Annotated in this window: 17 protein-coding genes; 9 read left to right on the forward strand and 8 right to left on the reverse strand. The window is 72.2% G+C overall.

The features are described from left to right. The 3 genes from ACGFQC_RS35440 to glgB all read left to right on the forward strand — a co-directional run. On the forward strand, positions 1 to 516 hold a 516-nt coding region (locus ACGFQC_RS35440; protein ID WP_393289096.1), incomplete at its 5' end, for an alpha-glucosidase C-terminal domain-containing protein. An 85-nt stretch (positions 517 to 601) separates the two neighbouring features. Beyond that, positions 602 to 1,981 carry a phosphotransferase gene (locus tag ACGFQC_RS35445; protein WP_363093036.1) on the forward strand — a complete coding sequence of 460 codons (1,380 nt, stop codon included), beginning with the start codon at positions 602 to 604 and terminating at the stop codon, positions 1,979 to 1,981. Positions 1,982 to 1,994: 13 nt separating this feature from the next. Beyond that, positions 1,995 to 4,802, forward strand: coding sequence for a 1,4-alpha-glucan branching enzyme (glgB, locus tag ACGFQC_RS35450; RefSeq protein WP_363093037.1), 2,808 nt, complete (start codon positions 1,995 to 1,997; stop codon positions 4,800 to 4,802). Between the two features lie 112 nt (positions 4,803 to 4,914). On the opposite strand, the gene ACGFQC_RS35455 is transcribed toward glgB, so the two are convergent. From ACGFQC_RS35455 to ACGFQC_RS35470, 4 genes are all read right to left on the reverse strand, one after another. Continuing rightward, positions 4,915 to 7,158, reverse strand: a complete 2,244-nt coding sequence (locus ACGFQC_RS35455; protein WP_363093051.1) for a UvrD-helicase domain-containing protein — start codon at positions 7,156 to 7,158, stop codon at positions 4,915 to 4,917. Between the two features lie 260 nt (positions 7,159 to 7,418). Beyond that, positions 7,419 to 7,751, reverse strand: coding sequence for a thioredoxin domain-containing protein (locus ACGFQC_RS35460; protein WP_363093038.1), 333 nt, complete (start codon positions 7,749 to 7,751; stop codon positions 7,419 to 7,421). Next, positions 7,748 to 8,176 carry a MerR family transcriptional regulator gene (locus ACGFQC_RS35465; RefSeq protein ID WP_363093039.1) on the reverse strand — a complete coding sequence of 143 codons (429 nt, stop codon included), beginning with the start codon at positions 8,174 to 8,176 and terminating at the stop codon, positions 7,748 to 7,750. Before ACGFQC_RS35465 ends, ACGFQC_RS35460 begins: the two co-directional genes overlap by 4 nt. A gap of 411 nt (positions 8,177 to 8,587) precedes the next feature. Beyond that, positions 8,588 to 10,300, reverse strand: coding sequence for an MFS transporter (locus ACGFQC_RS35470; RefSeq protein WP_363093040.1), 1,713 nt, complete (start codon positions 10,298 to 10,300; stop codon positions 8,588 to 8,590). A gap of 155 nt (positions 10,301 to 10,455) precedes the next feature. On the opposite strand from ACGFQC_RS35470, the gene ACGFQC_RS35475 reads away from it, so the two are divergent. Next, the gene (locus tag ACGFQC_RS35475) at positions 10,456 to 11,097 is read left to right on the forward strand and encodes a TetR/AcrR family transcriptional regulator (RefSeq protein ID WP_363093041.1); all 642 of its coding nucleotides are present in this window, start codon (positions 10,456 to 10,458) and stop codon (positions 11,095 to 11,097) included. Positions 11,098 to 11,432: 335 nt separating this feature from the next. Here ACGFQC_RS35475 and ACGFQC_RS35480 read toward each other — a convergent pair whose 3' ends face one another. Then, on the reverse strand, positions 11,433 to 12,863 hold the full coding sequence (locus tag ACGFQC_RS35480; protein WP_393289097.1) for a cation:dicarboxylate symporter family transporter: 1,431 nt from the start codon (positions 12,861 to 12,863) through the stop codon (positions 11,433 to 11,435). Positions 12,864 to 12,984: 121 nt separating this feature from the next. Here ACGFQC_RS35480 and ACGFQC_RS35485 point away from each other — a divergent pair, with 121 nt between their 5' ends. Beyond that, positions 12,985 to 14,631 carry a sensor histidine kinase gene (locus tag ACGFQC_RS35485; protein WP_363093043.1) on the forward strand — a complete coding sequence of 549 codons (1,647 nt, stop codon included), beginning with the start codon at positions 12,985 to 12,987 and terminating at the stop codon, positions 14,629 to 14,631. Further along, positions 14,628 to 15,335 carry a response regulator gene (locus ACGFQC_RS35490; RefSeq protein WP_363093044.1) on the forward strand — a complete coding sequence of 236 codons (708 nt, stop codon included), beginning with the start codon at positions 14,628 to 14,630 and terminating at the stop codon, positions 15,333 to 15,335. The genes ACGFQC_RS35485 and ACGFQC_RS35490 overlap by 4 nt, the downstream gene beginning before the upstream one ends. Positions 15,336 to 15,723: 388 nt before the next feature. On the opposite strand, the gene ACGFQC_RS35495 is transcribed toward ACGFQC_RS35490, so the two are convergent. Next, positions 15,724 to 16,749: an ATP-dependent 6-phosphofructokinase gene (locus ACGFQC_RS35495; RefSeq protein WP_363093045.1), complete on the reverse strand. Its 1,026-nt coding sequence runs from the start codon at positions 16,747 to 16,749 to the stop codon at positions 15,724 to 15,726. Positions 16,750 to 16,960: 211 nt separating this feature from the next. Between ACGFQC_RS35495 and pta the strand changes: the two genes are divergently transcribed. The 3 genes from pta to pyk all read left to right on the forward strand — a co-directional run bounded on the left by pta (position 16,961) and on the right by pyk (position 21,800). Further along, the gene (pta, locus tag ACGFQC_RS35500) at positions 16,961 to 19,051 is read left to right on the forward strand and encodes a phosphate acetyltransferase (RefSeq protein WP_363093046.1); all 2,091 of its coding nucleotides are present in this window, start codon (positions 16,961 to 16,963) and stop codon (positions 19,049 to 19,051) included. Next, the gene (locus ACGFQC_RS35505; RefSeq protein WP_363093047.1) at positions 19,048 to 20,280 is read left to right on the forward strand and encodes an acetate kinase; all 1,233 of its coding nucleotides are present in this window, start codon (positions 19,048 to 19,050) and stop codon (positions 20,278 to 20,280) included. The genes pta and ACGFQC_RS35505 overlap by 4 nt, the downstream gene beginning before the upstream one ends. 89 nt (positions 20,281 to 20,369) lie before the next feature. Further along, a complete protein-coding gene (gene pyk / locus ACGFQC_RS35510) occupies positions 20,370 to 21,800 on the forward strand; it encodes a pyruvate kinase (RefSeq protein WP_363093048.1) in 1,431 nt (476 codons plus the stop codon). Between the two features lie 120 nt (positions 21,801 to 21,920). Here the strand turns inward: pyk and ACGFQC_RS35515 are convergent, their stop codons facing one another. Continuing rightward, entirely contained in the window at positions 21,921 to 23,327 is a 1,407-nt protein-coding gene (locus tag ACGFQC_RS35515; protein WP_363093049.1) for a hypothetical protein, read from the reverse strand. Then, complete coding sequence (locus ACGFQC_RS35520) at positions 23,317 to 23,928, reverse strand: DUF6114 domain-containing protein (RefSeq protein ID WP_363093050.1); 612 nt, start codon at positions 23,926 to 23,928, stop codon at positions 23,317 to 23,319. The genes ACGFQC_RS35515 and ACGFQC_RS35520 overlap by 11 nt, the downstream gene beginning before the upstream one ends. Between the last annotated feature and the right edge of the window lie 217 nt (positions 23,929 to 24,145).

Genomic DNA, 24,145 nt, shown 5'->3' on the forward strand with positions numbered 1-24,145 from the left:
GACGAGATCGGCATGGGCGACAACATCTGGCTCGGCGACCGCGACGCCGTGCGCACCCCCATGCAGTGGACACCCGACCGCAACGCGGGCTTCTCGTCGTGCGACCCCGGCCGGCTCTTCCTGCCGACCATCATGGACCCCGTCCACGGGTACCAGGTGACCAACGTGGAGGCGTCGATGGCGTCGCCCTCCTCGCTGCTGCACTGGACCCGCCGCATGATCGAGATCCGCAAGCAGAACCACGCCTTCGGCCTCGGCTCCTTCACCGAGCTGCCGTCCTCCAACCCGGCCGTCCTCGCCTTCCTGCGCGAGTACGAGGACGACCTCGTCCTGTGCGTCCACAACTTCTCCCGCTTCGCCCAGCCCACCGAACTGGACCTGAGCCGGTTCGGCGGGCGCCATCCCGTCGAGCTGTTCGGCGGGGTCCGTTTTCCGGCCGTGGGTGAGCTGCCATATCTGCTCACCCTCGGGGGACACGGTTTCTACTGGTTCCGACTGCGCAGGGAGACCGTCTAGTACCCCCGGGCGGGGCGGTTTCTCCCGCCCCGCCCGGGGCACGCATCAGTAACACCCCGACCCCCCGGGGAAAGGACGTGACGCCATGGCGGAAACGGTCACACTCTCCGGCACGACCAGTCCCGGGCTCCTCGCGTCACTGGCCCCCCTGCTGCGGGAGTGGCTGCCACGGCAGCGCTGGTTCGCCGGCAAGGGGAGTCCGGTCACGGGGTTCTCGCTGGTGGCGGGCACCGAGCTGTTGCCCGCCACGTCCAGGCTGGGCCTCTACCACCTGCTGGTCCGCGCGCACCAGGGCGCCGTGCCCGGCGACTGCTACCAGCTCCTGATCGGGGCGCGCGAGGCGCTGCCGCCCCGGCTGGCGCCCGCGCTGATCGGGCACGTGCCGGACGGACCGCTCGGCGGCCGGACCGTCTACGACGCCCTGTACGACACCCGGCCCGCCGAGGTCCTCCTGGAGGCGCTGCGCACCGAGGCGCGGGTCGGTGTCCTGCGCTGCGAACGGGACCCCGCGCAGGAGATACGCGCCGGTCTCGTGCCACGCCGGCTGACCGCCGAGCAGTCGAATTCGTCGGTCGTCTTTGGAGATACGTTCATTCTCAAGCTGTTGCGCCGGGTCGTCCCCGGCGTCAACCCCGACCTGGAGCTGCCGCTGGCCCTGGCCCGCGAGGGATCCTCCCGGGTGCCGGCGCCGACGGCATGGTTGCACGCGGACCTGGAGGACGGCGCCGGCGAGTCGTACGTCCTCGGCGTCCTCCAGCCGTTCGTGCAGGGCGCGACGGACGGCTGGGAACTGGCGCTGCGGGAGCTGGCCAAGGGCGAGGACTTCGGCGCCGAGGCCCGGGCGCTGGGTCGGGCCACCGCCGAGGTGCACACCGCGCTGGCCCGGGCGCTGCCCACCGCCACCCTCGGCCACGCCCAGCTCGGGCCGCTGGTCGACGGCATGACCGAGAGGCTGGACGCGGCCGCCCAGGCCGTGCCCGCCCTGCGCCCCTACGCCCCCGGCCTGCGCACCGCGTTCTCGGCGCTGGCCGATCTCGCGGCCGAGGGCCGGACCTGGACCGCCCAGCGCGTCCACGGCGACCTGCACCTCGGGCAGTGCCTGCGGGCACCCTCCGGCCAGTGGTCGCTGATCGACTTCGAGGGCGAGCCGGCCCGCCCGCTGGCCGAGCGGCGGATGCCCCAGCCGGCCGTCCGGGACGTGGCGGGCATGCTGCGCTCGTTCGACTACGCCGCCCTCTCCGCCGACCCCCCGGCGCCCGGCTGGGCCGAGGCGTGCCGGGCCGCGTACTGCTCCGGCTACGCCGAGGTGTCCGGCACCGACCCCCGCACCGACCCCGTACTGCTGCGGGCCTACGAGACGGACAAGGCGGTCTACGAGGTCGTCTACGAGGCCCGGCACCGTCCCGACTGGCTCTCCGTCCCGCTGTCCGCGATACGTCGGCTCGCCGCATCCGACCCGTCCTGAGGAGGCTTTCCCCGTGACTCCCAGCCCCCCGTCCCCCCACGGTTCCGATCCCGGGAACCCGAAGGACCCGAAGAAGGCCCCGGCCCCGAAGGCCGCGGTCGAGAAGACGGTGGCCGAGAAGACGGTGGCCGAGAAAGCGGCGGCCAAGAAAGCGGGGGGCAAGAGGACAGCGGCTGCCGCCGTGAAGGCCTCCGAGCGGAAGGCCGCCCTCCAGGAGGCCGCCGAGGGGAAGGCCGCCGCCGGGGAGACCCCGGCGCAGAAGGCCGTCGCGCAGAAGGCCGTCACCAAGAAAGCCGTGGCCAAGAAGGCCGTCGCGGCGAAGGCTGTCACGAAGAAGCCCGTGGCGAAGAAGACCGCGACGAAGAAGACCGTGGCCGAGGCGGTTGCGGCGGAGGCAGCAGGGGTGGAGGCGGCCGCCTCGAAGAAGACCGCGTCGAAGAAGGCCTCCTCGCAGAAGGCCGCCCCGGCGAAGGCCGCCGCCCCGGCGAAGCGTGCCGCGAAGAAGAGTGCCGCGAAGAAGGCACCCGCCTCCGCGCCCGCCCCGGCGAAGGGGCGCGTGCCCCGGCCTCCCGTCCCGCTCTCGGCCGAGCCCGTGGAAGCGGGGTCCGCACAGGCCGGGCCCGTGGAGGTCGCCCCCTCCCCCGCGCTGGACGGCGGCGACCGCGAGCGGCTGCTGCACGGCACCCATCACGACCCGCACGCCGTGCTCGGCGCGCACCCGGCGCCCGGCGGGATCGCCTTCCGGGCCTTCCGCCCCCACGCCCTGTCGGTCACCGTCGTCACCGGCGGGCTGCGCGCCGAACTGCACGACGACGGCGACGGCTTCTTCTCGGGCCTGCTCCCCCTGAGCGAGGTCCCGGCCTACCGTCTGGTCGTCGCGTACGAGGGGACGGTCCAGGAGACCGAGGACCCGTACCGCTTCCTGCCCACGCTCGGCGACCTGGACCTGCACCTGATCGGGGAGGGCCGGCACGAGGAACTGTGGACGGTGCTCGGCGCGCACCCGATGATCCACGAGGGGGTGGGCGGCACCCGCTTCTCCGTGTGGGCGCCCAACGCACGCGCGGTGCGGCTCGTGGGCACCTTCAACTTCTGGGACGGCATCGGGTATCCGATGCGGTCGCTCGGTTCCTCCGGGGTCTGGGAGCTGTTCGTGCCCGCGATCGGCGAGGGCGAACTGTACAAGTTCGACATCACCCGGCCCGACGGTTCCCGCACCCAGCGCGCCGACCCGATGGCCCGCCGCACGGAGATACCGCCGGCCACCTCGTCGGTGGTGGAGGCCTCGCACTACGAGTGGGGCGACGCGGAGTGGCTGGCGAGCCGGGGGGAACGCCCGGCCCACGAGGCACCTTTGTCGATCTACGAGGTCCATCTGCCGTCCTGGCGGCCGGGGCTGACCTACCGTCAGCTCGCCGAGCAGCTCCCCGCGTACGTCAAGGAGCTGGGTTTCACGCACGTCGAGCTGATGCCGGTCGCCGAGCACCCCTTCGGCGGCTCGTGGGGCTACCAGGTCACCGGCTTCTACGCGCCCACGGCCCGGCTCGGCACGCCCGACGACTTCCGCTTCCTCGTGGACGCCCTGCACCGGGCGGGCATCGGCGTCATCATGGACTGGGTGCCGGCGCACTTCCCGCGCGACGAATGGGCGCTGGCGGAGTTCGACGGGCGGCCCCTGTACGAGCACGAGGACCCGCTGCGGGCCGCTCATCCCGACTGGGGGACGCTGGAGTTCGACTACGGGCGGCGCGAGGTGCGCAACTTCCTCGTGGCCAACGCCGTGTACTGGTGCGAGGAGTTCCACATCGACGGGCTGCGGGTGGACGCCGTCGCCTCCATGCTCTACCTCGACTACTCGCGCGAGCCGGGCCAGTGGACGCCGAACGAGCACGGCGGCCGGGAGAACCTCGACGCGGTGGCCTTCCTCCAGGAGATGAACGCCACCGTGTACCGGCGTGTCCCCGGTGTCGTGACCATCGCGGAGGAGTCCACGGCCTGGGACGGCGTGACGCGCGCGACGCATCACCGGGGGCCGAGCGGTTTCGGCGGACTCGGCTTCGGGCTGAAGTGGAACATGGGGTGGATGCACGACTCGCTGCAGTACATGAGCCACGAGCCCGTGTACCGCAAGTACCACCACGGCGAGCTGACCTTCTCGATGGTGTACGCCTACAGCGAGAACTACGTGCTGCCCATATCGCACGACGAGGTGGTGCACGGCAAGAAGTCGCTGGTGTCGAAGATGCCGGGGGACTGGTGGCAGCAACGTGCCAACCTGCGGGCCTACCTGGCGTACATGTGGGCCCACCCCGGCAAGCAGCTCCTCTTCATGGGGCAGGAGTTCGCGCAGGGGGCCGAGTGGTCCGAGGAGCGCGGGCCCGACTGGTGGCTGCTCGACCCCGCCTACGGGGCGGAGGCCGATCACCGGGGCGTGCGGGAGCTGGTCGGTGACCTGAACTCCGTGTACCGGTCGACGCCCGCCCTGTGGGAGCGCGACACCGTCGCCGACGGCTTCCAGTGGGTGGTGGGGGACGCCGCCGACGACAACGTCCTCGCGTTCCTGCGCCGTGACGCCGACGGCACACCGCTGCTGGCGGTGTCGCACTTCTCGCCCGTCGTCCGTCAGGACTACCGGCTGGGGGTGCCGGACGACGTACCCGCCTGGTTCGAGGTGCTCAACACGGACGCCGGGCGGTACGGGGGCAGTGACGTGTTCCACGCCGACCCGGTGAAGCCGGAACACCAGCCCTGGCACGGCCATCCGGCCTCCGTCCGGCTGACGTTGCCCCCGCTGTCGACGGTGTGGCTGCGCCCGGCGTAGCGGTTGCCCGCCCCCGGGCGCCGGACCGGTCGGTACCGCCCACAGGGTCGGCCCCCGGGGATCCGGGGCGGAGTCCCCGGGGATCCGGGGCCGAGTCCCCAGAGATCCGGGCCTACCCGAGGGACTCCACCAGGCCCTCCGCCAAGGGCGCCGGCAGCGTCCCCGTGTGCAGGACGCCCAGGCGCTGGGTGGCCCGGGTCAGGGCGACGTACAGGTCGCTCGTGCCGTAGCGGGACGGTTCCACCACCAGGACCGAGTCGAATTCCAGGCCCTTCGACTGGCGGGGGTCCAGCAGGACGACCTTGCGGGTGAGGTCCGGCTCCGCGTCCGCGGTGACCCCGTCGAGACGGGCCGCCAGCCGGCGGTGCAGGTCACGGGGGGCGATCACCGCGAGCCGGCCCTCCGCGGGGGTCAGCTCCGCCACCGCCCCGGCGACCGCGCCGGGCAGGTCGTCGACGGCCCGCGCCCAGGGCCGTACGCCGGTGGACCGCACCGAGCTCGGCGGCACGAAGTCCGGCTGCTCCGCGCGGACGACGGCCGCCGCGACGTCCATGATCTCCGCGGGGGTGCGGTAGTTGACGCCCAGCCGGGTGTGCTCCCAGCGGTCCCCGACATACGGTTCGAGGATGCCCGCCCAGGAGCCGACGCCCGCCGCCTCCGCGGTCTGCGCCGGATCGCCGACCAGGGTCATGGAACGGGTCGGGACGCGCCGCATCAGCAGCCGCCACGCCATCGGCGACAGCTCCTGCGCCTCGTCGACGATGATGTGCCCGAACGCCCAGGTCCGGTCGGCCGCCGCCCGCTCGGCCGCGCTGCGGTGGTCGTCCTCCTCGTGGCGTTCGGCGAAGCGTTCGGCGTCGATGATGTCGTGGGCCGACAGGACCTCGCTGGCGTCGGGGTCGCCGTCCTCCTTGTCCTCGAACTCGTACGTCCGGGAGGCGTAGGAGACGTCGAGCACGCCCTGCGCGTAGGCGACCTGCCGTGCCCGCTCGCGCTCGGCGCCCTCCCGGGCCGACCGGTCGTCCTCGCCGAGGAGTTCGGCGGCCTCGTCGAGCAGCGGCACGTCGGCGACCGTCCAGGCCCGGGTGACCGGGCGGCGGACGACGGCGGCGTCCTCGTCGGAGAGGTGTCCCTCGGGCTCGGCGAGGAAGTCGGCGACCACCCGCCGCGGGGAGAGCACCGGCCACAACTGGTCCACGGCCGACCACACTTCGGGGTTCTCGGCCAGCTCGTCGCGGATCTGGGTGAGGTCGCTGGGGTCGAGGAGGCTGGAGCCGTCGTAGGGGTCGGTGCCGACGCGTTCGGCGTACAGCTCGGTGAGGGTGTTGAGGATGTGGCCCTCGAAGTGTTCGCGGGCGGCGTTGTGCGGCAGCCCGGTGGCGCGGGTGCGTTCGCGGGCGACCCTCACCAGTCCCTCGTCGAGCATGAGCACCTCCCCGTCGTGCTCGATCGCGATGACCGGGTCGGGCAGCGCCTGCCGGTCGCGTACGACGGCGGCGAGGACGTCGGCCATGTCGGCGCGGCCCTTCACGGCGGCCGCCTCCGGGGTGTCGCCGGCCGTCGCCCGCACGCCCGGGTACAGCTCGCCGACCGTCGCCAGGAGCACGCCGGTCTCACCGAGGGCGGGCAGCACCTCGCCGATGTAGCCGAGGAAGGCGGGGTTGGGGCCGACGATCAGCACGGCCCGCTTGGCGAGCAGTTCGCGGTGCTCGTAGAGGAGGTAGGCGGCGCGGTGCAGGGCGACGGCCGTCTTGCCGGTGCCGGGGCCGCCCTCGACGACCAGCACCCCGCGGTGCGGGGCGCGGATGATCTCGTCCTGCTCGGCCTGGATGGTCTGCACGATGTCGTGCATGCGGCCGGTACGGGCGGAGTCGAGGGCGGCGAGCAGGACGGCGTCGCCGGCGGGGTCCTCGTGGCCGGTGCGGGTGGCGTCGCCGAGGTCGAGGAACTCGTCGTGCAGGGCGGTGACCCGGCGGCCGTCGGTGGTGATGTGCCGGCGGCGGCGCAGGCCCATCGGGGTGTGGCCGGTGGCCAGGTAGAAGGGGCGGGCGACGTCGGCCCGCCAGTCGACGAGGACGGGGGTGCGCTCGGGGTCGTCCCGGCGCAGGCCGATCCGGCCGATGTGGTGGCCGGCGCCGGAGGCCAGGTCGATCCGGCCGAAGCAGAGCGAGCCGTCCACGGCGTTCAGGGCGGCGAGCAGTCCGGAGCGTTCGGCGACGAGGATGTCCCGCTCCAGGCGGGCCTGCATGGGGGTGTCGCCCTGGGCGAGGGCGTCGGTGACGGCGGCCTCGGTGACACCGCGCAGTGCGTCCACGCGCGCGTACAGCCCGTCGATGAATTCCTGTTCGCCGCGCATTTCACCGTCGGTGAATTCGGCGTCCACGTCGGTGCTCTTATCCGTGCCCATATCGATGCTCGTGTCGATGCCGTGATGAGTGCTTGCGCCGGTGTTTGACAAATCCGCTCCCACCCCAATATACTGCGCCTATCGAACTTCTCCGCGATTCGATTTCCTGAAGTCGCGAATCATCGAATATACGCCGAGAAAACCCCCGGACGCAATTGTCCGGGGGTTTTCTCGTAGTCCGTACAGGTCCGCGGAAAGCGGGGCGGGGATCAGAGGACGTCCGACAGCTCCTCCAGCAGCCGCCGCTTCGGCCGGGCCCCCACCAACGCCTTCACCGGCTCGCCGGCCCGGAACACCATGAAGGTCGGCATCGACAGCACCTTGTAGTGGTTCGTCGTCCCGGGATTGCGGTCCACGTTCAGCTGCACCACCTTCAGCCGCTCGCCCTCCTCCGCGGCGAGCGCCCCGAGCACCGGCGCCATCTGACGGCACGGCGGGCACCAGTCGGCGGTGAACTCCACCAGCACCGGCCGGTCCGCCGCGAGCACCTCCGACCCGAAGTCCGCGTCGGTCACCTCGTCCACTCCGGCCACCTTGGTCACGGCTGCCGCCCTTCCAGTTCGCACACGGGCTCCGGACCCCCCGGAACCAGCGCTTCGGCGGCCAGCTCGTCACGTGCCCGCTCGGCCCGCGTGAGCTGTCCGGCGACCTTCTGGCGGACCGCCGTCAGCTCCCCGATGAGCGCGTCCAGCTCGTCCAGCTTGCGCCGGTACACCGCGAGCGAGGCGGGACACGAGTCGCCCTCCGGGTGTCCGGCCCGCAGACACTCCACGAAGGGCCGGGTCTCCTCCAGCTCGAACCCGAAGTCCCGCAACGTCCTGATCTGCCGCAACGCCCGCAGGTCACGCTCGTCGTAGGCCCGGTGACCCAGCTCGTCGCGCCGCGCGGGCAGCAGTCCCCGCGACTCGTAGTACCGCAGCGCCCGCGTCGTGGTTCCGGCCCGTGCGGCCAGCTCGCCGATTCGCATGCCCACGAACGTACGGCTTGACCCCGACGTCAAGGCAAGGGGAACCGGCGGAACGCCGCCCCGACTCCGCCGGCACCCCCTCACACCGCCCGCGTCAGACGGGCCTCCGCCGCGCCGGCCCGGCCCGTCAGCAGGAGCAGCAGCGCACCGATCGGGCCGCCGGCAAGCGCCGGCTGCGGCTGCGGCTGCGGGAGGCGCTGACCGTCCTGCGGGAGATCACCGACCCGTGGGCGTGGAACCGACCCGTGGGCGTGAACAGGGCGCGGGCACGAGCAGGGCGCGGGCACGAGCAGGGCGCGGGCACGAGCAGGGCGCGGGCACGAGCAGGGCGCGGGCACGAGCAGGGCGCGGGCCCGGCCGACGGCGGGTGCCGCCGACGCGCCCCGGCACGTCGGCGGCACCCCGTGAGGTTCAGCGCACCCGGCTGAACACCCGCTCCCTGTCCTTCGCCTTCTCCGCCTTCTCCGCCTGCTCCGCCCGCTCCGATTCAGTCGTCGGTGACTTGCCCTTCCCCTTGCCCGGGAGCAGCACCGCCACCAGGACGGTGCCGACGCCGAGGACAACCGCGCCGACCAGGCTGGTGTGGGCCACCGCGTCCGCGAAGGAGGAGCCGACCGAGTCGGCCGTCCGGCGGGCGGCCTCGGCGAGTTCGGCGGCCTGCGCCTTGAGCTGCGCGGCCTGCTGCGGGTCGCTCGACCGTGCCGCCTGCGCACCGAGCTGGTGCGCCCGGTCGGCGACGCCCTGCGCGACGGCGTACCCGGCGCCGACCGAGTCCTGGGCGGTGGCGAGGGCGCCGGCCGGGAGGCCGCTGCCGGACGCCGCGTCCCCGAGGTGGTCGGAGTACGACGTGCCCAGCAGCGAGCCGAGGATCGCGATGCCGAGGGAGCCGCCCAGCTCCAGCGAGGTGTCGTTCACCGCGCCGCCGACGCCCAGTTCGGACTCGGGGAACGCCCCCATGATGGCGTCCGTGCAGGGCGACAGCGCGAGTCCGATCGCCACGCCGAGGACGACGAGGGGCACCACGAAGTCGCCGTACGACGACGTGGCGTCGACCTGGGTGAGGAGGGCGAGGGCGGCCGTGCCGGCGACCATGCCCGCGGTGACCGTCCACTTCATGCCGACGCGCGGGGTGAGGTAGGCGGTCAGGGCCGAGCCGACGAAGACCGCGCCGGCCAGGGGCAGCATGCGCAGGCCGGTGTCGAGGGCGTCGTGGCCGAGGACGAACTGGAGGTGCTGGGTGAGGTAGTAGAAGGCGCCGAAGACGGCCAGGAAGAACAGGGCCACGGCGAGGTTGGACCCGGCGAAGCGGCGGTCGGAGAAGCGGCGCACGTCCAGCACCGGGTGCGGGTGGCGCAGCTCCCACAGGACGAAGGCAACCAGGGCCACGACGGCGGCGGCCGCCGCGCCGACCGCCTTGGGGCCCCAGCCGAAGTGCGGCCCCTCGATGATCATGTAGACGAGCGCGCCGATCCAGACCACCGACAGCAGTCCGCCGACGTAGTCGATGCGGTCGTGGTGCCCGGCCCTGGACGGCGGCACGAGGACGAGGGCGCCGATGATCGCGGCGACGGCGACGGGCACGTTGATGAGGAACGTCGACGACCAGCCGTGGTTCTCCAGCAGGGCGCCGGCGACGAGCGGGCCGGCCGCGATGGCGAGGCCCGCGGTCGCCGTCCACAGGGTGATCGCCTTGGCGCGTTCGGCGCGCGGGAAGGTCGCGGCGAGCAGCGACAGCGTCGCGGGCATGATGAGCGCCGCGCCCACGCCCATCACGGCGCGGCCCGCGATCACGGTTCCGGCACTGTCGGCGAGGTAGCCGGAGACCGCGCCGCCGGCGAACACCACGAGCCCGAGCAGGAGCGCTCCGCGCCGGCTGTACTTGTCGCCGATCGCACCGAGCAGCAGCATCAGCGCCGCGTACGGCACCGTGTAGCCGTCGATGACCCACTGGAGGTCGGCGCTGGTCAGGCCCAGGTCATCGGTCATGGCGGGCGCGGCGACCGTGAGGGCGGTGTTCGCCATCACGATGATCAGCAGGCTCAGGCAGAGGACGAGGAGCGCCCACCAGCGTCGGCGGTAGGGGCCCTCCATCCGTTCGACCGGTTCGTTCATGACGAGTCGCATGGGCAGAGATCGCCTTCCTCGGGACGTTCGCGGCGACGTGCAGGGCTTCGATCACCCGACACCGGGCAATTGCACAACAGTGTGCAATGTATGACCGCTGCACAGTGGTGTGCAAATCGAAGGAGCGGAACGCGCCACGACGGAAGGCAGGCACAATGGCCGCCATGACCACGGGTAACAGCAGTCGCGCGGAGGCAAACCGACGCCGCATCCTCGATGTGGCCCTCGCCGAGCTGTTGCGCGACCCGGACGCGTCCATGAACCACATCGCCCGCGCCGCCGGTGTCGTACGGCGCACGGTGTACGGGCACTTCCCCAGCCGTGAGGCGCTGATCAGCACGCTGGTCGACGAGGCGGTGGCGGTGCTGGCCGCCGCCCACGAGGGGGAGGGCGAGGGCGGCGGGGACCCGGCGGAGGAGCTGGCCCGGTCCGTGCTGGCCGTGTGGCGGATCGCCGACCGCTACCGCCTGCTGGTCGCGCTGGCCCAGCGCACGGTCACCATGCAGGGCATCCGGGAGCGGCTCACCCCGGTGCGCCAGGACACGGTCCGGCTGCTCCAGCGCGGCCTGGACGAGGGGACGTTCGCCTCACCACTGCCGGCGCCGGCGCTGGCGTACGTGCACGAGCAGATCGTGTTCGCGCTGATGGAGGCCGTGAACGACGGGCTGCTGAGCACGCGTGAGGCGGGCCGCTCGGCCGCCGTCACCTCGCTGACCGCGGCCGGCGTGCCCGCCACCCTGGCCACCGCCCTCGTGACGAAGGTGAGCGGGTCCGGCGCGTCGGACGCGTCTGGCTGACCGACGCGTCACCGCGTCGGGCCGGCGGGCGCGCTCCGTCGCGCGAGCCCGGCCGGCGGGCGCGCCACCGCCCGGGAAACGCCGCAGGCCCCCGGTGTGCGAGACACCGAGGGCCTGCGGGGCGGAAACGGGAAACCGGGCGGCCGAGCTACGGGGGAGCACTCGGCCGCCCGGCGTTTTTTGGGGGCGGACACCGGCGGGTAGGGCGGACACCGGCAGGCGGGGCGAACACCACCGGATGGAACGGCCACCGGCAGGTGGGGCGGATACCGGGTGCCCGGCCCGGGTTCAGGCGGGGCCGGGCACCCGGTGTACGGGGGGTCTCGCCGACGGCGTCAGGCCCTGGCGAGTTCCTTCTCGCCCTCCTCGCGCGACTCGGGCACCTCCACCGCCGGGGCGTCCTGCCCGCCGTGGGCGTCGTCGAGCAGGGTCTTCTCGTCGAAGGGCAGCTCGCCCGCGAGCACCCGGCCCACGCGCTCCTTGTCGATCTCCTTGGTCCAGGTGCCGATCAGGACCGTGGCGACGGCGTTGCCCGCGAAGTTCGTCAGGGCGCGGGCCTCGCTCATGAAGCGGTCGATGCCGACGATGAGGCCGATGCCGTCCACCAGGGCCGGCTTGTGCGACTGGAGGCCGCCGGCCAGGGTCGCCAGACCGGCGCCGGTGACACCGGCCGCGCCCTTGGAGGCGATCAGCAGGAACAGCAGCAGCGGGATCTGCTCGCCGACCGACATCGGCGTCCCCATGGCGTCGGCGATGTACAGGGAGGCCATGGTCATGTAGATCATGGTGCCGTCGAGGTTGAAGGAGTAGCCGGTCGGGACGGTGATGCCGACGACGGGCTTGCTGACGCCCAGGTGCTCCATCTTGGCGATGAGGCGCGGCAGCGCGGACTCGGAGGAGGAGGTGGACAGGATCAGCAGGAACTCGCGGCCCAGGTACTTGAACAGGGCGAGGACGTTCAGCCCCGAGACGACCCGCAGCAGCGCGCCGAGCACGATGAAGACGAACAGGAAGCAGGTGACGTAGAAGCCGAGCATCAGGACGGCGAGGCTCTTGAGGGCGTCGACGCCGGCCGAGCCGGTGACCGCGGCGATGGCGCCGAAGGCACCGATCGGGGCGGCCCACATCACCATCGCGAGGATGCGGAAGACCAGCCGCTGGATGTGCTCGACACCGCGCAGGACCGGCTGTCCGGCCGGGCCCATGGCCTGGAGGGCGAAGCCCGCGAGCAGCGCGACGAGCAGCGTCTGGAGCACCTCGCCGCCGGTGAAGGCGGAGACGATCGTGGTCGGGATGACGCCCAGCAGGAACTCGGTGGTGTCCTTGGCCTCCGCCGACACCTGCGCCTGACCGGTCTCCTTGACCGCGTCGGTGAGCGCGAGGCCGGTGCCCGGCTCCAGGATGTTGCCGACGACGAGGCCGATGGCGAGGGCGACCAGGGACATGACCGTGAAGTAGGCCAGGGCGATGCCGCCGACGGCGCCGACCTTGGCGGCCTTGCGGACCGATCCGATGCCGAGCACGATCGTGCAGAAGATGATCGGCGAGATCATCATCTTGATCAGGTTCACGAAGCCGGTGCCGATGGGCTTCAGTTCGACCGCGAAGTCGGGAGCGATCAGGCCCACGGCGATGCCGAGGGCGACCGCGACGATCACCGCGATGTACAGGTAATGCGTGCGGTCCCGCTTGGCGGCGGGTACGGCGGATGCCGTATCGGGGGTGCTGGCGGCCACGGCTGCCCTCCTTGACGTCTTCGTCGGCATCACCGGCGTGCGGCTCACGTCCGGGGGTTCGGGGGATGCCGTGACTATCCCCCCGCGCTGTGAGGGCGGTCACCCTTCCGTTCATTTAGTTCACGCTCGACGCGGGAGGCACACTGACGGCATGCGCATCCCCGTCCCGCGACCCCGCAGCCTGGCCGGCCAGCTGTTCGCCATGCAGGCCGTCCTGATAGCGGTGGTCGTCGCGGGCTACGCGCTGTTCACCTACCTCAGCGACCGCAGCCAGGCCGAGGAGGCCGCGAGCCGGCAGGCCTCGGCGGTGGCCCGCTCGGTCGCCGACTCCCCCTCGGTGCGGGAGGCGATCGGCACCGCGGACCCGACCGCGCGGCTCCAGCCGTACGCGCTGCGGATCATGCACGACACCGAGGTCGACTTCGTCACGATCATGAATCCGGCGGGGATCCGCTGGACCCACCCGGACGAGAGGCAGATCGGCCTGCACTTCCGGGGCAACACCGCGCGGGCCCTGAAGGGCGAGACCTTCACCGAGACCTACACCGGCACTCTCGGCCCGTCCGTCCGCGCGGTCGCCCCCGTCGAGGGGGACGACGGCCGGATCGTCGGCCTGGTCAGCGCGGGCATCAAGGTCGAGGCGATCACCAAGCGGGTGCAGGGCCAGGTGACGGCGCTGTTCGGTGTCGCGACGGGCGCGCTCGCGCTGGGCGCGGTCGGCACCTACGTCGTCAACGCCCGGCTGCGCCGCCACACGCACGGCATGAACGCGGCCGAGCTGAGCCGGATGCACGACTACCACCAGGCCGCACTGCACGCGGTGCGCGAAGGGCTGCTGATGCTGGACGGCCAGTACCGGGTGGCGCTGATCAACGACGGCGGCCGTGCACTGCTGGGTGTCTCGGAGGAGGTGGTGGGCCGGTCCGTCGCCGACCTCGGTCTGCCCGCCCCGCTGACGGGCGCCCTGCTGTCCTCCGAACCGCGCGTGGACGAGGTGCACCTGACGGCGGACCGGGTGGTGGCGGTGAACACCTCGCCGGTGTCCGGCGGAGAGCACCGGGGCACCGTGGTCACCCTCCGCGACGTCACCGAACTACAGTCCCTGATGGGCGAGTTGGACTCGGAACGCGGCTTCACTCAGGCCCTGCGCTCGCAGGCCCACGAGGCGGCGAACCGCCTGCACACCGTCGTCTCGCTCATCGAACTGGGCCGTGCCGAGGAGGCCGTGGACTTCGCGACCGCCGAACTGGAGCTGGCCCAGGCACTGACCGACCAGGTGGTGGCCGCGGTGAGCGAGCCGGTGCTGGCGGCGCTGCTGCTGGGCAAGACGGCGCAGGCGAACGAGCGGGGCGTGGAACTGGTGGTGTCGCGGGGCAGCGGGCTCGACGACGGGCTGCTTCCCGAGTCGCTGCCCGCCCGGGACCTGGTCACCATCCTCGGCAACCTCATCGACAACGCCGTGGACGCGGCGCAGGGCAGCACGCGGGCGCGGGTCACGGTGACCGCGTGCACCGGGCACCGGGCGGAGGGCGGCGGCGAACTGGTGCTGCGGGTGGCGGACACCGGCGCCGGGGTGGATCCGGCACTCGCCGAGCAGGTCTTCGAGCGGGGCTTCTCCACGAAGCCGTCCGGTCCCGGCGGCCGCGGCCTCGGCCTGGCCCTCGTCCGGCAGGCCGTGCACCGCCACGACGGGACACTGTCGGTGGCGGAGGCCGAGGGCGGCGGAGCGGAGTTCGTGGTACGGCTGCCCCTGCGCACGGCGGTCGCGGCCGTGCCGGTGTCGGGAGGCGGGGAATGACAGGTGTTCCGGGCGGGTCGGGCGACGGGCCGATCCGGGTCCTGGTGGTCGAGGACGACCCCGTGGCGGCCGACGCGCACGTCCTGTACGTCGGCCGGGTGCCGGGGTTCACGGCGGTGGGCAAGGCCCACACCGGCGCGGAGGCGCGGAGGCTGCTGGACCGCACGCCGGTGGACCTGCTGCTGCTCGACCTGCACCTGCCGGACGGGCACGGGCTCCAGCTGGCCCGCTCGCTGCGGGCGGCGGGGTATCACGCGGACGTGATAGCGGTCACCTCGGCACGCGACCTGACGGTGGTGCGGGAGGGCGTGTCGCTGGGCGTCGTCCAGTACGTGCTGAAACCGTTCACCTTCGCCACCCTGCGGGACCGCCTCGTGCGGTACGCGGAGTTCCGTGGGGCGGCCGGCGAGGCGAGCGGCCAGGACGAGGTCGACCGCGCCCTGGCCACCCTGCGCGCCCCGGGCCCCGCCGCGCTGCCCAAGGGGCTGAGCGGCCCGACCCTGGAACGGGTGACGGGGGCCGTGCGGGAGGCGGCGCAGGGACTGACCGCCGCGGGCGTGGCCGAGGCGGTGGGGATCTCCCGCATCACCGCCCGCCGCTACCTGGAACACCTGGTGGAGGCGGGGAGGGCGGAGCGCAAGCCGCTGTACGGGCAGGTGGGCAGGCCCGAGCTGGTGTACCGGTGGGTGCCGGCCGGCCGCTGAGACGCCCGCGGGCGCAGGGCGCGGGTCCACCCGCTTCCCGGACGGACGGCCACCCGCTTCCCGGACGGACGGCCACCCGTTTCCCGGCACGACCGCGCGTTTCCCGGCACGACCGCGCGGACGCGGCCCGCGCCGTCGGTCACGACGTCCGGGTCCGCCCGCGGGCGGAGGAGACCGGCCGGTGGCGCGCCACCGGCCGCCGGTCCGCCCCGCTCACCGGACCGTCCGGCCTCACCGCACCCGGCCCGGTCCCCGTCGGCGGCCGCGAGGCCGAAGCCACCGGACTCCCGCGCGGCGCGGTCGGCACCCGTGGGCGGGCCCGGCGACCGGTGGCCCCGGGACCTGTGGGACGGCCGGCCGGACCGCCCCGGACCCGTGGGACAGTCGGCTAGAAGACCGACTCCGCCTCTTCCATCCGGTTCTTCGGCACCGTCTTCAGCTCGGTCACCGCGTCCGCGAGCGGCACCATCCGCACGGCGGTGCCGCGCAGCGCGGTCATCATGCCGAACTCGCCCCGGTGCGCGGCCTCCACCGCGTGCCAGCCGAAACGGGTGGCGAGGACCCGGTCGTACGCCGTCGGCACACCGCCGCGCTGGACGTGGCCGAGGATGACCGGGCGGGCCTCCTTGCCGAGCCGCCGCTCCAGTTCGTACGCCAGCGCCGTGCCGATGCCCTGGAAGCGCTCGTGGCCGAACTGGTCGATCGCGCCCTTGCTGTAGTCCATCGTGCCCTCGGCGGGGTGGGCGCCCTCGGCCACGCAGATCACGGCGAACTTCTTGCCGCGCGCGAACCGCTCCTCCACCATCTTCACGAGGTCGGCCGGGTCGAAGGGGCGCTCGGGCAGGCAGATGCCGTGGGCGCCGGCCGCCATGCCGGACTCCAGGGCGATCCAGCCCGCGTGCCGGCCCATGACCTCGACGACCATCACCCGCTGGTGGGACTCCGCCGTCGTCTTGAGGCGGTCCATGGCCTCCGTGGCGACGCCGACGGCCGTGTCGAAGCCGAAGGTGCGGTCCGTGGAGGAGATGTCGTTGTCGATGGTCTTCGGGACGCCGACGACCGGCAGACCCGCGTCGGACAGCATGCGGGCCGCCGTCAGCGTGCCCTCGCCACCGATCGGGATCAGCGCGTCGATGCCGAACCGGTGGATCATGTCCGAGGCGTTGTCACAGGCGTCGCGCAGGCGGTCGCGCTCCAGCCGTGAGGAGCCGAGTATCGTGCCGCCGCGGGCGAGGATGCCGCTGACGGCGTTCAGGTCGAGGGGGCGGTAGTGGCCGTCGAGGAGACCCGCGTATCCGTCCTCGAAGCCGATGACCTCGTCGCCGTAGTTGTCGACCGCGCGGTGCACGACCGATCGGATCACTGCGTTCAGGCCGGGGCAGTCGCCGCCTGCGGTGAGGACTCCGATGCGCATCCTGCTCTGTCTCCTGCTCGCTGTGGGTACCGGTGAGCCAGTGCCGATTGTTCCACGTCCCCGGGGAGACTGTCTCCTGACGGGCGCCTTAACCGCGGGCAGGGGTACTGTCAAGAGGGTTCGGCTCACCTTGGTGGGCGATTTTTATGAGCCGGGCGGAAGCCGGGTGCCCGACTGTCGAACGGCCCCACAGAAGGAACGGAGAGCACGCGTGACGCGCAGCGTGTACGTGACCGGGATCGACCGCGGCGACGGCCGCCAGGTCGTGGAACTGGGGGTCATGGAGCTCCTGACCCGTCAGGTCGACCGGGTGGGCGTCTTCCGCCCCCTGGTCCACGACGGGCCGGACCGCCTGTTCGACCTGCTGCGGGCCCGCTACCGGCTGGCACAGGACCCGGGGACCGTGTACGGCATGGACTACCACGAGGCGTCCGCCCTCCAGGCCGAGCGGGGCGTCGACGAGCTGGTGTCCACGCTCGTGGACCGCTTCCACCACGTCGCCCGGGACTACGACGTCGTCCTGGTCCTCGGCACCGACTACGCCGACACGCAGTTCCCGGACGAGCTGTCCCTGAACGCGCGCCTGGCGAACGAGTTCGGCGCCTCCGTGATCCCCGTCGTCGGCGGCCGCGGGCAGAGCGCGCAGGCGGTGCGCGCCGAGACCCGCAACGCCTACCGCGCCTATGTCGGTCTGGGCTGCGACGTCCTCGCCATGATCGCCAACCGGGTCGCCCGCGAGGACCGCGAGGAGATCGCCGCGAAGCTCGCCTCCCGGCTGCCGGTGCCCTGTTACGTGCTGCCCGACGAGCCCGCCCTGTCGGCGCCCACGGTCGCCCAGGTCAGTGCCGCCCTGGACGCGAAGGTGCTGCTCGGGGACGACTCGGGTCTGGCCCGCGACGCCCTCGGCTTCGTCTTCGGCGGCGCCATGCTGCCGAACTTCCTGCACGCGCTGACGCCCGGTTGCCTGGTCGTCACCCCCGGCGACCGGGCCGACCTGGTCGTCGGCTCGCTCGCCGCGCACAGCGCCGGCACCCCGCCGATAGCGGGCGTGCTGCTCACCCTGGGCGAGGTGCCGAGCGAGGAGGTCCTCACGCTCGCCGCCCGCCTGGCGCCCGGCACGCCCGTGCTGTCGGTGGCCGGCAACAGCTTCCCCACGGCCGAGCAGCTCTTCTCCCTGGAGGGCAAGCTCAACGCGGCCACCCCGCGCAAGGCGGAGACCGCTCTCGGCCTCTTCGAGCGGCACGTCGACACCGCCGGCCTGCTGAACCGCGTCTCCGCGCCGAGCAACGACCGCGTCACGCCGATGATGTTCGAGCACAAGCTGCTGGAGCAGGCCCGTTCCGACCGCCGCCGGGTCGTCCTGCCGGAGGGCACCGAGGAGCGGGTGCTGCACGCGGCCGAGGTCCTGCTGCGCCGCGGGGTGTGCGACCTGACCCTCCTCGGCCCGGTCGACCAGATCCGCAAGAAGGCCGCCGACCTCGGCATCGACCTGGGCGACTGCCAGTTGATCGACCCGGCCACCAGCGAACTGCGCGACTCCTTCGCCGAGAAGTACGCGGGCCTGCGCGCCCACAAGGGCGTCACGGTGGAGCTGGCGTACGACGTCGTCTCCGACGTGAACTACTTCGGCACGCTGATGGTCCAGGAGGGTCTCGCCGACGGCATGGTGTCGGGCTCCGTGCACTCCACGGCCGCGACGATCCGGCCCGCCTTCGAGATCATCAAGACCAAGCCGGACGCCGACATCGTCTCGTCCGTGTTCTTCATGTGCCTCGCCGACAAGGTCCTCGTCTACGGCGACTGCGCGGTCAACCCCGACCCGGACGCCGGGCAGCTCGCCGACATCGCCGTCCAGGCGGCCGCGACCGCCGCGCAGTTCGGCGTGGAGCCGCGGATCGCCATGCTGTCGTACTCCACGGGCACCTCCGGCTCGGGCGCCGACGTCGACAAGGTGCGCGAGGCGACGGAGCTGGTGCGGCGGCGGCGTCCCGACCTGAAGATCGAGGGGCCGATCCAGTACGACGCGGCCGTGGAGCCGACGGTCGCGGCGACCAAGCTGCCGGGCTCCGAGGTGGCGGGCCAGGCCAGCGTGCTGATCTTCCCCGACCTCAACACCGGCAACAACACCTACAAGGCCGTGCAGCGGTCGGCCGGCGCGATCGCGGTCGGCCCGGTGCTCCAGGGGTTGCGCAAGCCGGTCAACGACCTGTCCCGCGGCGCCCTCGTCCAGGACATCGTGAACACCGTCGCCATCACGGCGATCCAGGCCCAGTCCTCCGAGCAGAAGGTCTCCCAGCAGTGAGCGGCACGCGCGTCCTCGTCCTGAACTCCGGTTCCTCCTCGGTGAAGTACCAGTTGCTCGACATGAGCGATCGCAGCCGGCTGGCGCAGGGGCTCGTCGAACGCATCGGTGAGCAGACCTCTCGGCTGCGGCACACGCCGCTCGCGACGGGCGTGTCCCGCGAGTGGAGCGGACCCGTCGCCGACCACGACGCGGCTCTCAAGGCCGTCGCCGAGGAACTGGCCAAGGACGGACTGGGCCTGGATTCACCGGAGTTGGCGGCGATCGGGCACCGGGTGGTGCACGGCGGCAAGCGCTTCACCGAGCCGACCGTGATCGACGACAGGGTGCTCGCGGAGATCGAGCGGCTGATCCCGGTGGCGCCGCTGCACAACCCGGCCAACCTGACCGGGATCCGCACGGCGCGGGCGCTGCGCCCGGACCTGCCGCAGGTCGCCGTCTTCGACACCGCCTTCCACACCACGATGCCGGAGTCGGCGGCGCGCTACGCGATCGACGTGCGGACCGCCGACGAACACCGCATCCGCCGCTACGGCTTCCACGGCACCTCGCACGCGTACGTCTCCCGCGCCACCGCGGAGCTGCTGGGCAGGGCACCGGAGGAGGTGAACGTCATCGTGCTGCACCTCGGCAACGGCGCGTCCGCGTCCGCCGTGCGGGGCGGGAGGTGCGTCGAGACCTCGATGGGCCTCACCCCGCTCGAAGGCCTCGTCATGGGCACCCGCTCCGGAGACGCCGATCCGGCCGTCATCTTCCATTTGGCACGTGTCGGCGGAATGTCCATCGACGAAATCGACGCTCTCCTCAACAAGAAGAGCGGCCTGATCGGCCTGTGCGGCGACAACGACATGCGGGAGATCGGGCGGCGGATCGACGAGGGCGACGAACAGGCGAAGCTCGCCTTCGACATCTACATTCACCGCCTGAAGAAGTACATCGGCGCCTATTACGCCGTGCTGGGCCGGGTGGACGCGGTGGCGTTCACCGCCGGGGTCGGCGAGAACGCGGCGCGGGTGCGCGCGGCGGCGGTCGCCGGCCTGGAGACCCTGGGCCTGGCCGTGGACGACGGGCTGAACGCCGTACGGAGTGACCGGTCGCGGCTGGTCTCGCCCGCGGGCGCGCGGGTGAAGGTCGCCGTGGTGCCCACGGACGAGGAACTGGAGATCGCCACGCAGACCTACGCGCTGGTCGAGCGGAATCGATATGCGGCTCCGCCGCGTGGCAACTGAGCAGGAAAGCAACTGAGCGCGTTCCCGCCCATTTGTATCTTCCGCCAGACGGAATATTCCGCAGCGAAACAAACCGATAGGATCGCCCCATGCGCCGTTCGAAAATCGTCTGTACTCTCGGCCCCGCGGTCGACTCCCACGACATGCTCGTGTCGTTGATCGAGGCCGGCATGAACGTGGCCCGCTTCAACTTCAGCCACGGCTCGCACGCCGAGCACCAGGGCCGGTACGACCGGGTCCGGGCCGCCGCCAAGGAGACCGGCCGGTCCATCGGTGTCCTCGCCGACCTCCAGGGCCCGAAGATCCGCCTCGAGACCTTCGCCGAGGGGCCGGTCGAGCTGGTGCGCGGTGACGAGTTCACCATCACCACCGACGACGTGCCCGGCGACAAGACGATCTGCGGCACCACGTACAAGGGGCTGCCCGGCGACGTCTCGCGCGGCGACCAGATCCTCATCAACGACGGCAACGTCGAGCTGAAGGTCCTCGACATCGAGGGCCCGCGGGTGCGGACGATCGTCATCGAGGGCGGTGTCATCTCCGACCACAAGGGCATCAACCTCCCCGGCACGGCCGTCAACGTGCCCGCGCTGAGCGAGAAGGACATCGAGGACCTGCGGTTCGCGCTGCGCATGGGCGCCGACCTGGTCGCGCTGTCCTTCGTCCGCGACGCCAAGGACGTCCAGGACGTGCACCGCGTCATGGACGAGGAGGGCCGCCGCGTCCCCGTCATCGCCAAGGTGGAGAAGCCCCAGGCGGTGGACAACATGGAGGACGTCGTGATGGCGTTCGACGGCGTGATGGTCGCCCGTGGCGACCTGGCCGTCGAGTACCCGCTCGAGAAGGTCCCCATGGTGCAGAAGCGGCTCATCGAGCTGTGCCGCCGCAACGCCAAGCCGGTGATCGTGGCGACCCAGATGATGGAGTCGATGATCACCAACTCCCGTCCGACCCGCGCCGAGGCCTCCGACGTGGCCAACGCGATCCTGGACGGCGCGGACGCGGTCATGCTGTCCGCCGAGTCGAGCGTGGGCGCGTACCCGATCGAGACCGTGAAGACGATGTCGAAGATCGTCGCCGCGGCCGAGACGGAGCTGCTCTCCAAGGGCCTCCAGCCGCTCGTGCCGGGCAAGAAGCCGCGCACGCAGGGCGGTTCGATCGCGCGTGCCGCGTGCGAGATCGCCGACTTCCTCGGCGGCCGGGGCCTGGTGGCGTTCACCCAGTCCGGCGACACCGCCCGCCGTCTGTCGCGCTACCGCGCGACCCAGCCGATCATCGCCTTCACCACCGACGAGGGCACCCGCAACCAGCTGGCGCTCAGCTGGGGCGTCGAGTCGCACATCGTGCCGTTCGTGAACAGCACCGACGAGATGGTCGAGCTGGTGGACCAGGAGATCCTCAAGCTCAACCGCTTCAACCCGGGGGAGATCGTGGTCATCACCGCCGGCTCGCCCCCCGGCGTCCCCGGCACCACCAACATGGTCCGCGTCCACCACCTGGGCCAGGGCTCCCGCGACTGACCCGGCTCGGCCCGCGCGGCCGGCCGCCGTACGGACGGCGCTGAGGGCGCCCCCTGGAAACTGCCGTCAGGGGGCGCCCTCAGGCGTTGTGCGGCTCCCGGAAGGGACTGCGGGGGACGGCTACTCGGTGTTGTAGAGGTGCATCCCCGGTATGTGGAGGTCGCCGCCGAACTGGCCGGCCTGGACGACCTTGACCTTGGTGAAGTAGATCAGCGGGATGTTCAGCGGAGGCGGGTTCTCCGGGTCGAACGTCACCGGGATCAGACCGAACAGGTTCCCCGAGATGCTCTCGGTGTACATGATCGTGTCGCCGTTGCGGATGGTCGACGTCGTGCCCGGGCCGGCCTGGACGTGATAAGTCACGCCCGCCTGCTTGTCGTTGACCGTCTGGTGTAGGTCGCCGATGTCGGTCCCCTCGGAGATGACGTACTTCAGGACCTTCTTCTTGGTCCCGTTGGCCGTCTTCACCTCGACGATGCCCTGGTAGTCGGCACCCTTGAGGAGCAGCGAACTGGCGTTGAGGTACCACGGGTCGTCCGGCAGCAGCGTCTTGTTGTCGATGCCGCTCTCGTCCTCGGTGGAGACCGGGCAGTCGTCCACGTCGGTCGTGGCGCTCTCGGACGGGCTCGGCGAGGCGGTGGCGTCGGCCGCCTCCGTGGCGTCCTCGACCTTCTCCTCCGCCTTCTTCCCGGTGTCGGCCACCGTGTCGCCCGCCTTGTCGGCGGTGTCCTTCACGGCGTCGCCGGCGGCGTCGGTGGTGTCCTTGCCGGAGCCGGCCGACCCGGTGTCCGCCGGCCCGGAGTCCGCCGATCCGCTGTCGGAGCCGGAGCCCGTGCCCGTGTCACCGGTGCCCGTGGACGCGGACGCGGAGGCCGACGGGGTCGGGCTCGCGGTGGCCGTCCCGGTGGCGTCCTTGCCGTCGAACAGGTCGGTGATCGTGTCGCCGATCGTCTCCAGCAGGTTCTTGTCGGTCCCGGACGGCGAGGGAGCGGCCGTCGGGGTGTCGGCGGAGGCCTCGGACTTCTGCGGCTCGGAAGCCTCGGCCGAGGCCGCCGGGGCGGGCCCGGTCACGTCGCCGGAACCTGAATCCGGCGAAGTGGACTCGCCCGAACCGCCCGTGCCGCCGGAGGAGCCCGAAGTGCCGCCCGTCTCCTCGCCCTTGGAGCCGTCCTCCGTGTCGTCCTTGGAGCCGTCCTTCGCGTCGTCCGCGGACTCGTCCGCGCTCTGCGAGGCGGACGGCGAGGGCGACGCGGAGGGGCTCTGCGCGTCCTCCAGGGCCGCGACGCAGTCCTTGTACTCGTCGATGGTGAGGCTCTTGGACGCCGGCTGGTCCTCGGCGTTGGCGAGGGTCGGTGTGAACCCCATGCCCATGAGGACCGCGGTCGGCATGGCCGCCAGGGCTATCGCCTTGCCGGCCGGCATGTGGAACCTGGTGAACAGCGGCTTCTTGGGTGCCGCGTGGCGCGGCCCGGTTCTCACGCGGGCAGCGTCCACACCGCTCCCGGTGGTCACCTCGTCAGCCGGCACTGTGCCTCCCGTTCGCCCCGTTCGCCGGGCTCGTTCCTGACAGTTCGTTCGGCTCGTCCGTGCGGCCGGCGTCCTTGGTGAGGGCCGGACCCGTGCTGTACGGGTTCTCGACGGGTCCCGCCGGGGCGACTCCCGTGTCCTGCGGGAAGGCGGCCGCGGGCGTCGTGCCCGTGCCCGGACCGTTCCCCTGCGCCTGCTCGGCCGGCGGTGCGCCCGGCGCCCAGGAGACGGCCATCGCTCCGCCGATCAGGGCGAAGAGGAAACCGATGAGGAAGCCGCCGAGGTTGGACACCGGGATGGAGACCAGCCCCAGCAGGATCGCCGCGACACCCGCGAAGACCCGTACGTGCTTCTGGAACCACAGGCTCACGCCCAGCACCACCAGCAGCACACCGATGATCAGCGAGCCGGCGCCGGCGGTGGTCGCCATCGCCAGCGTCAGGTGACCGATCTGGAGGTGCGCGTACGGGAAGTAGGCGATGGGGAACCCGCTGATCAGAATGAACAGGCCGGCCCAGAACGGCCGCGTGCCCCGCCAGGCGCGGAACTGCTGCCTCCGGAGGTCGAACTGGCCGGGGGCGACAGGGGTCTCGGCGCTCATGGAAAACAGCTCCCTGGTGCGGCGTTGCTGTGGTGGTGGTGCGAGGGGGACCGGCGCTCGCGGCTGGGCGGGCGCCGCGGTCCGCGGGGGGGGGGTGAGACTGGACGGGGGGGGGGGGGCCCCCCCCCCCCCCCCCCCCCCCGGGGGGGGGTTTTAACCGGATTAAACACCCCACCACCCCCACAACAAAAAGAGGCTGCTGGTATTTGAGGGGGGT

The sequence above is a fragment of the Streptomyces sp. NPDC048734 genome (assembly GCF_043198675.1).
Lineage (GTDB): Bacteria > Actinomycetota > Actinomycetes > Streptomycetales > Streptomycetaceae > Streptomyces.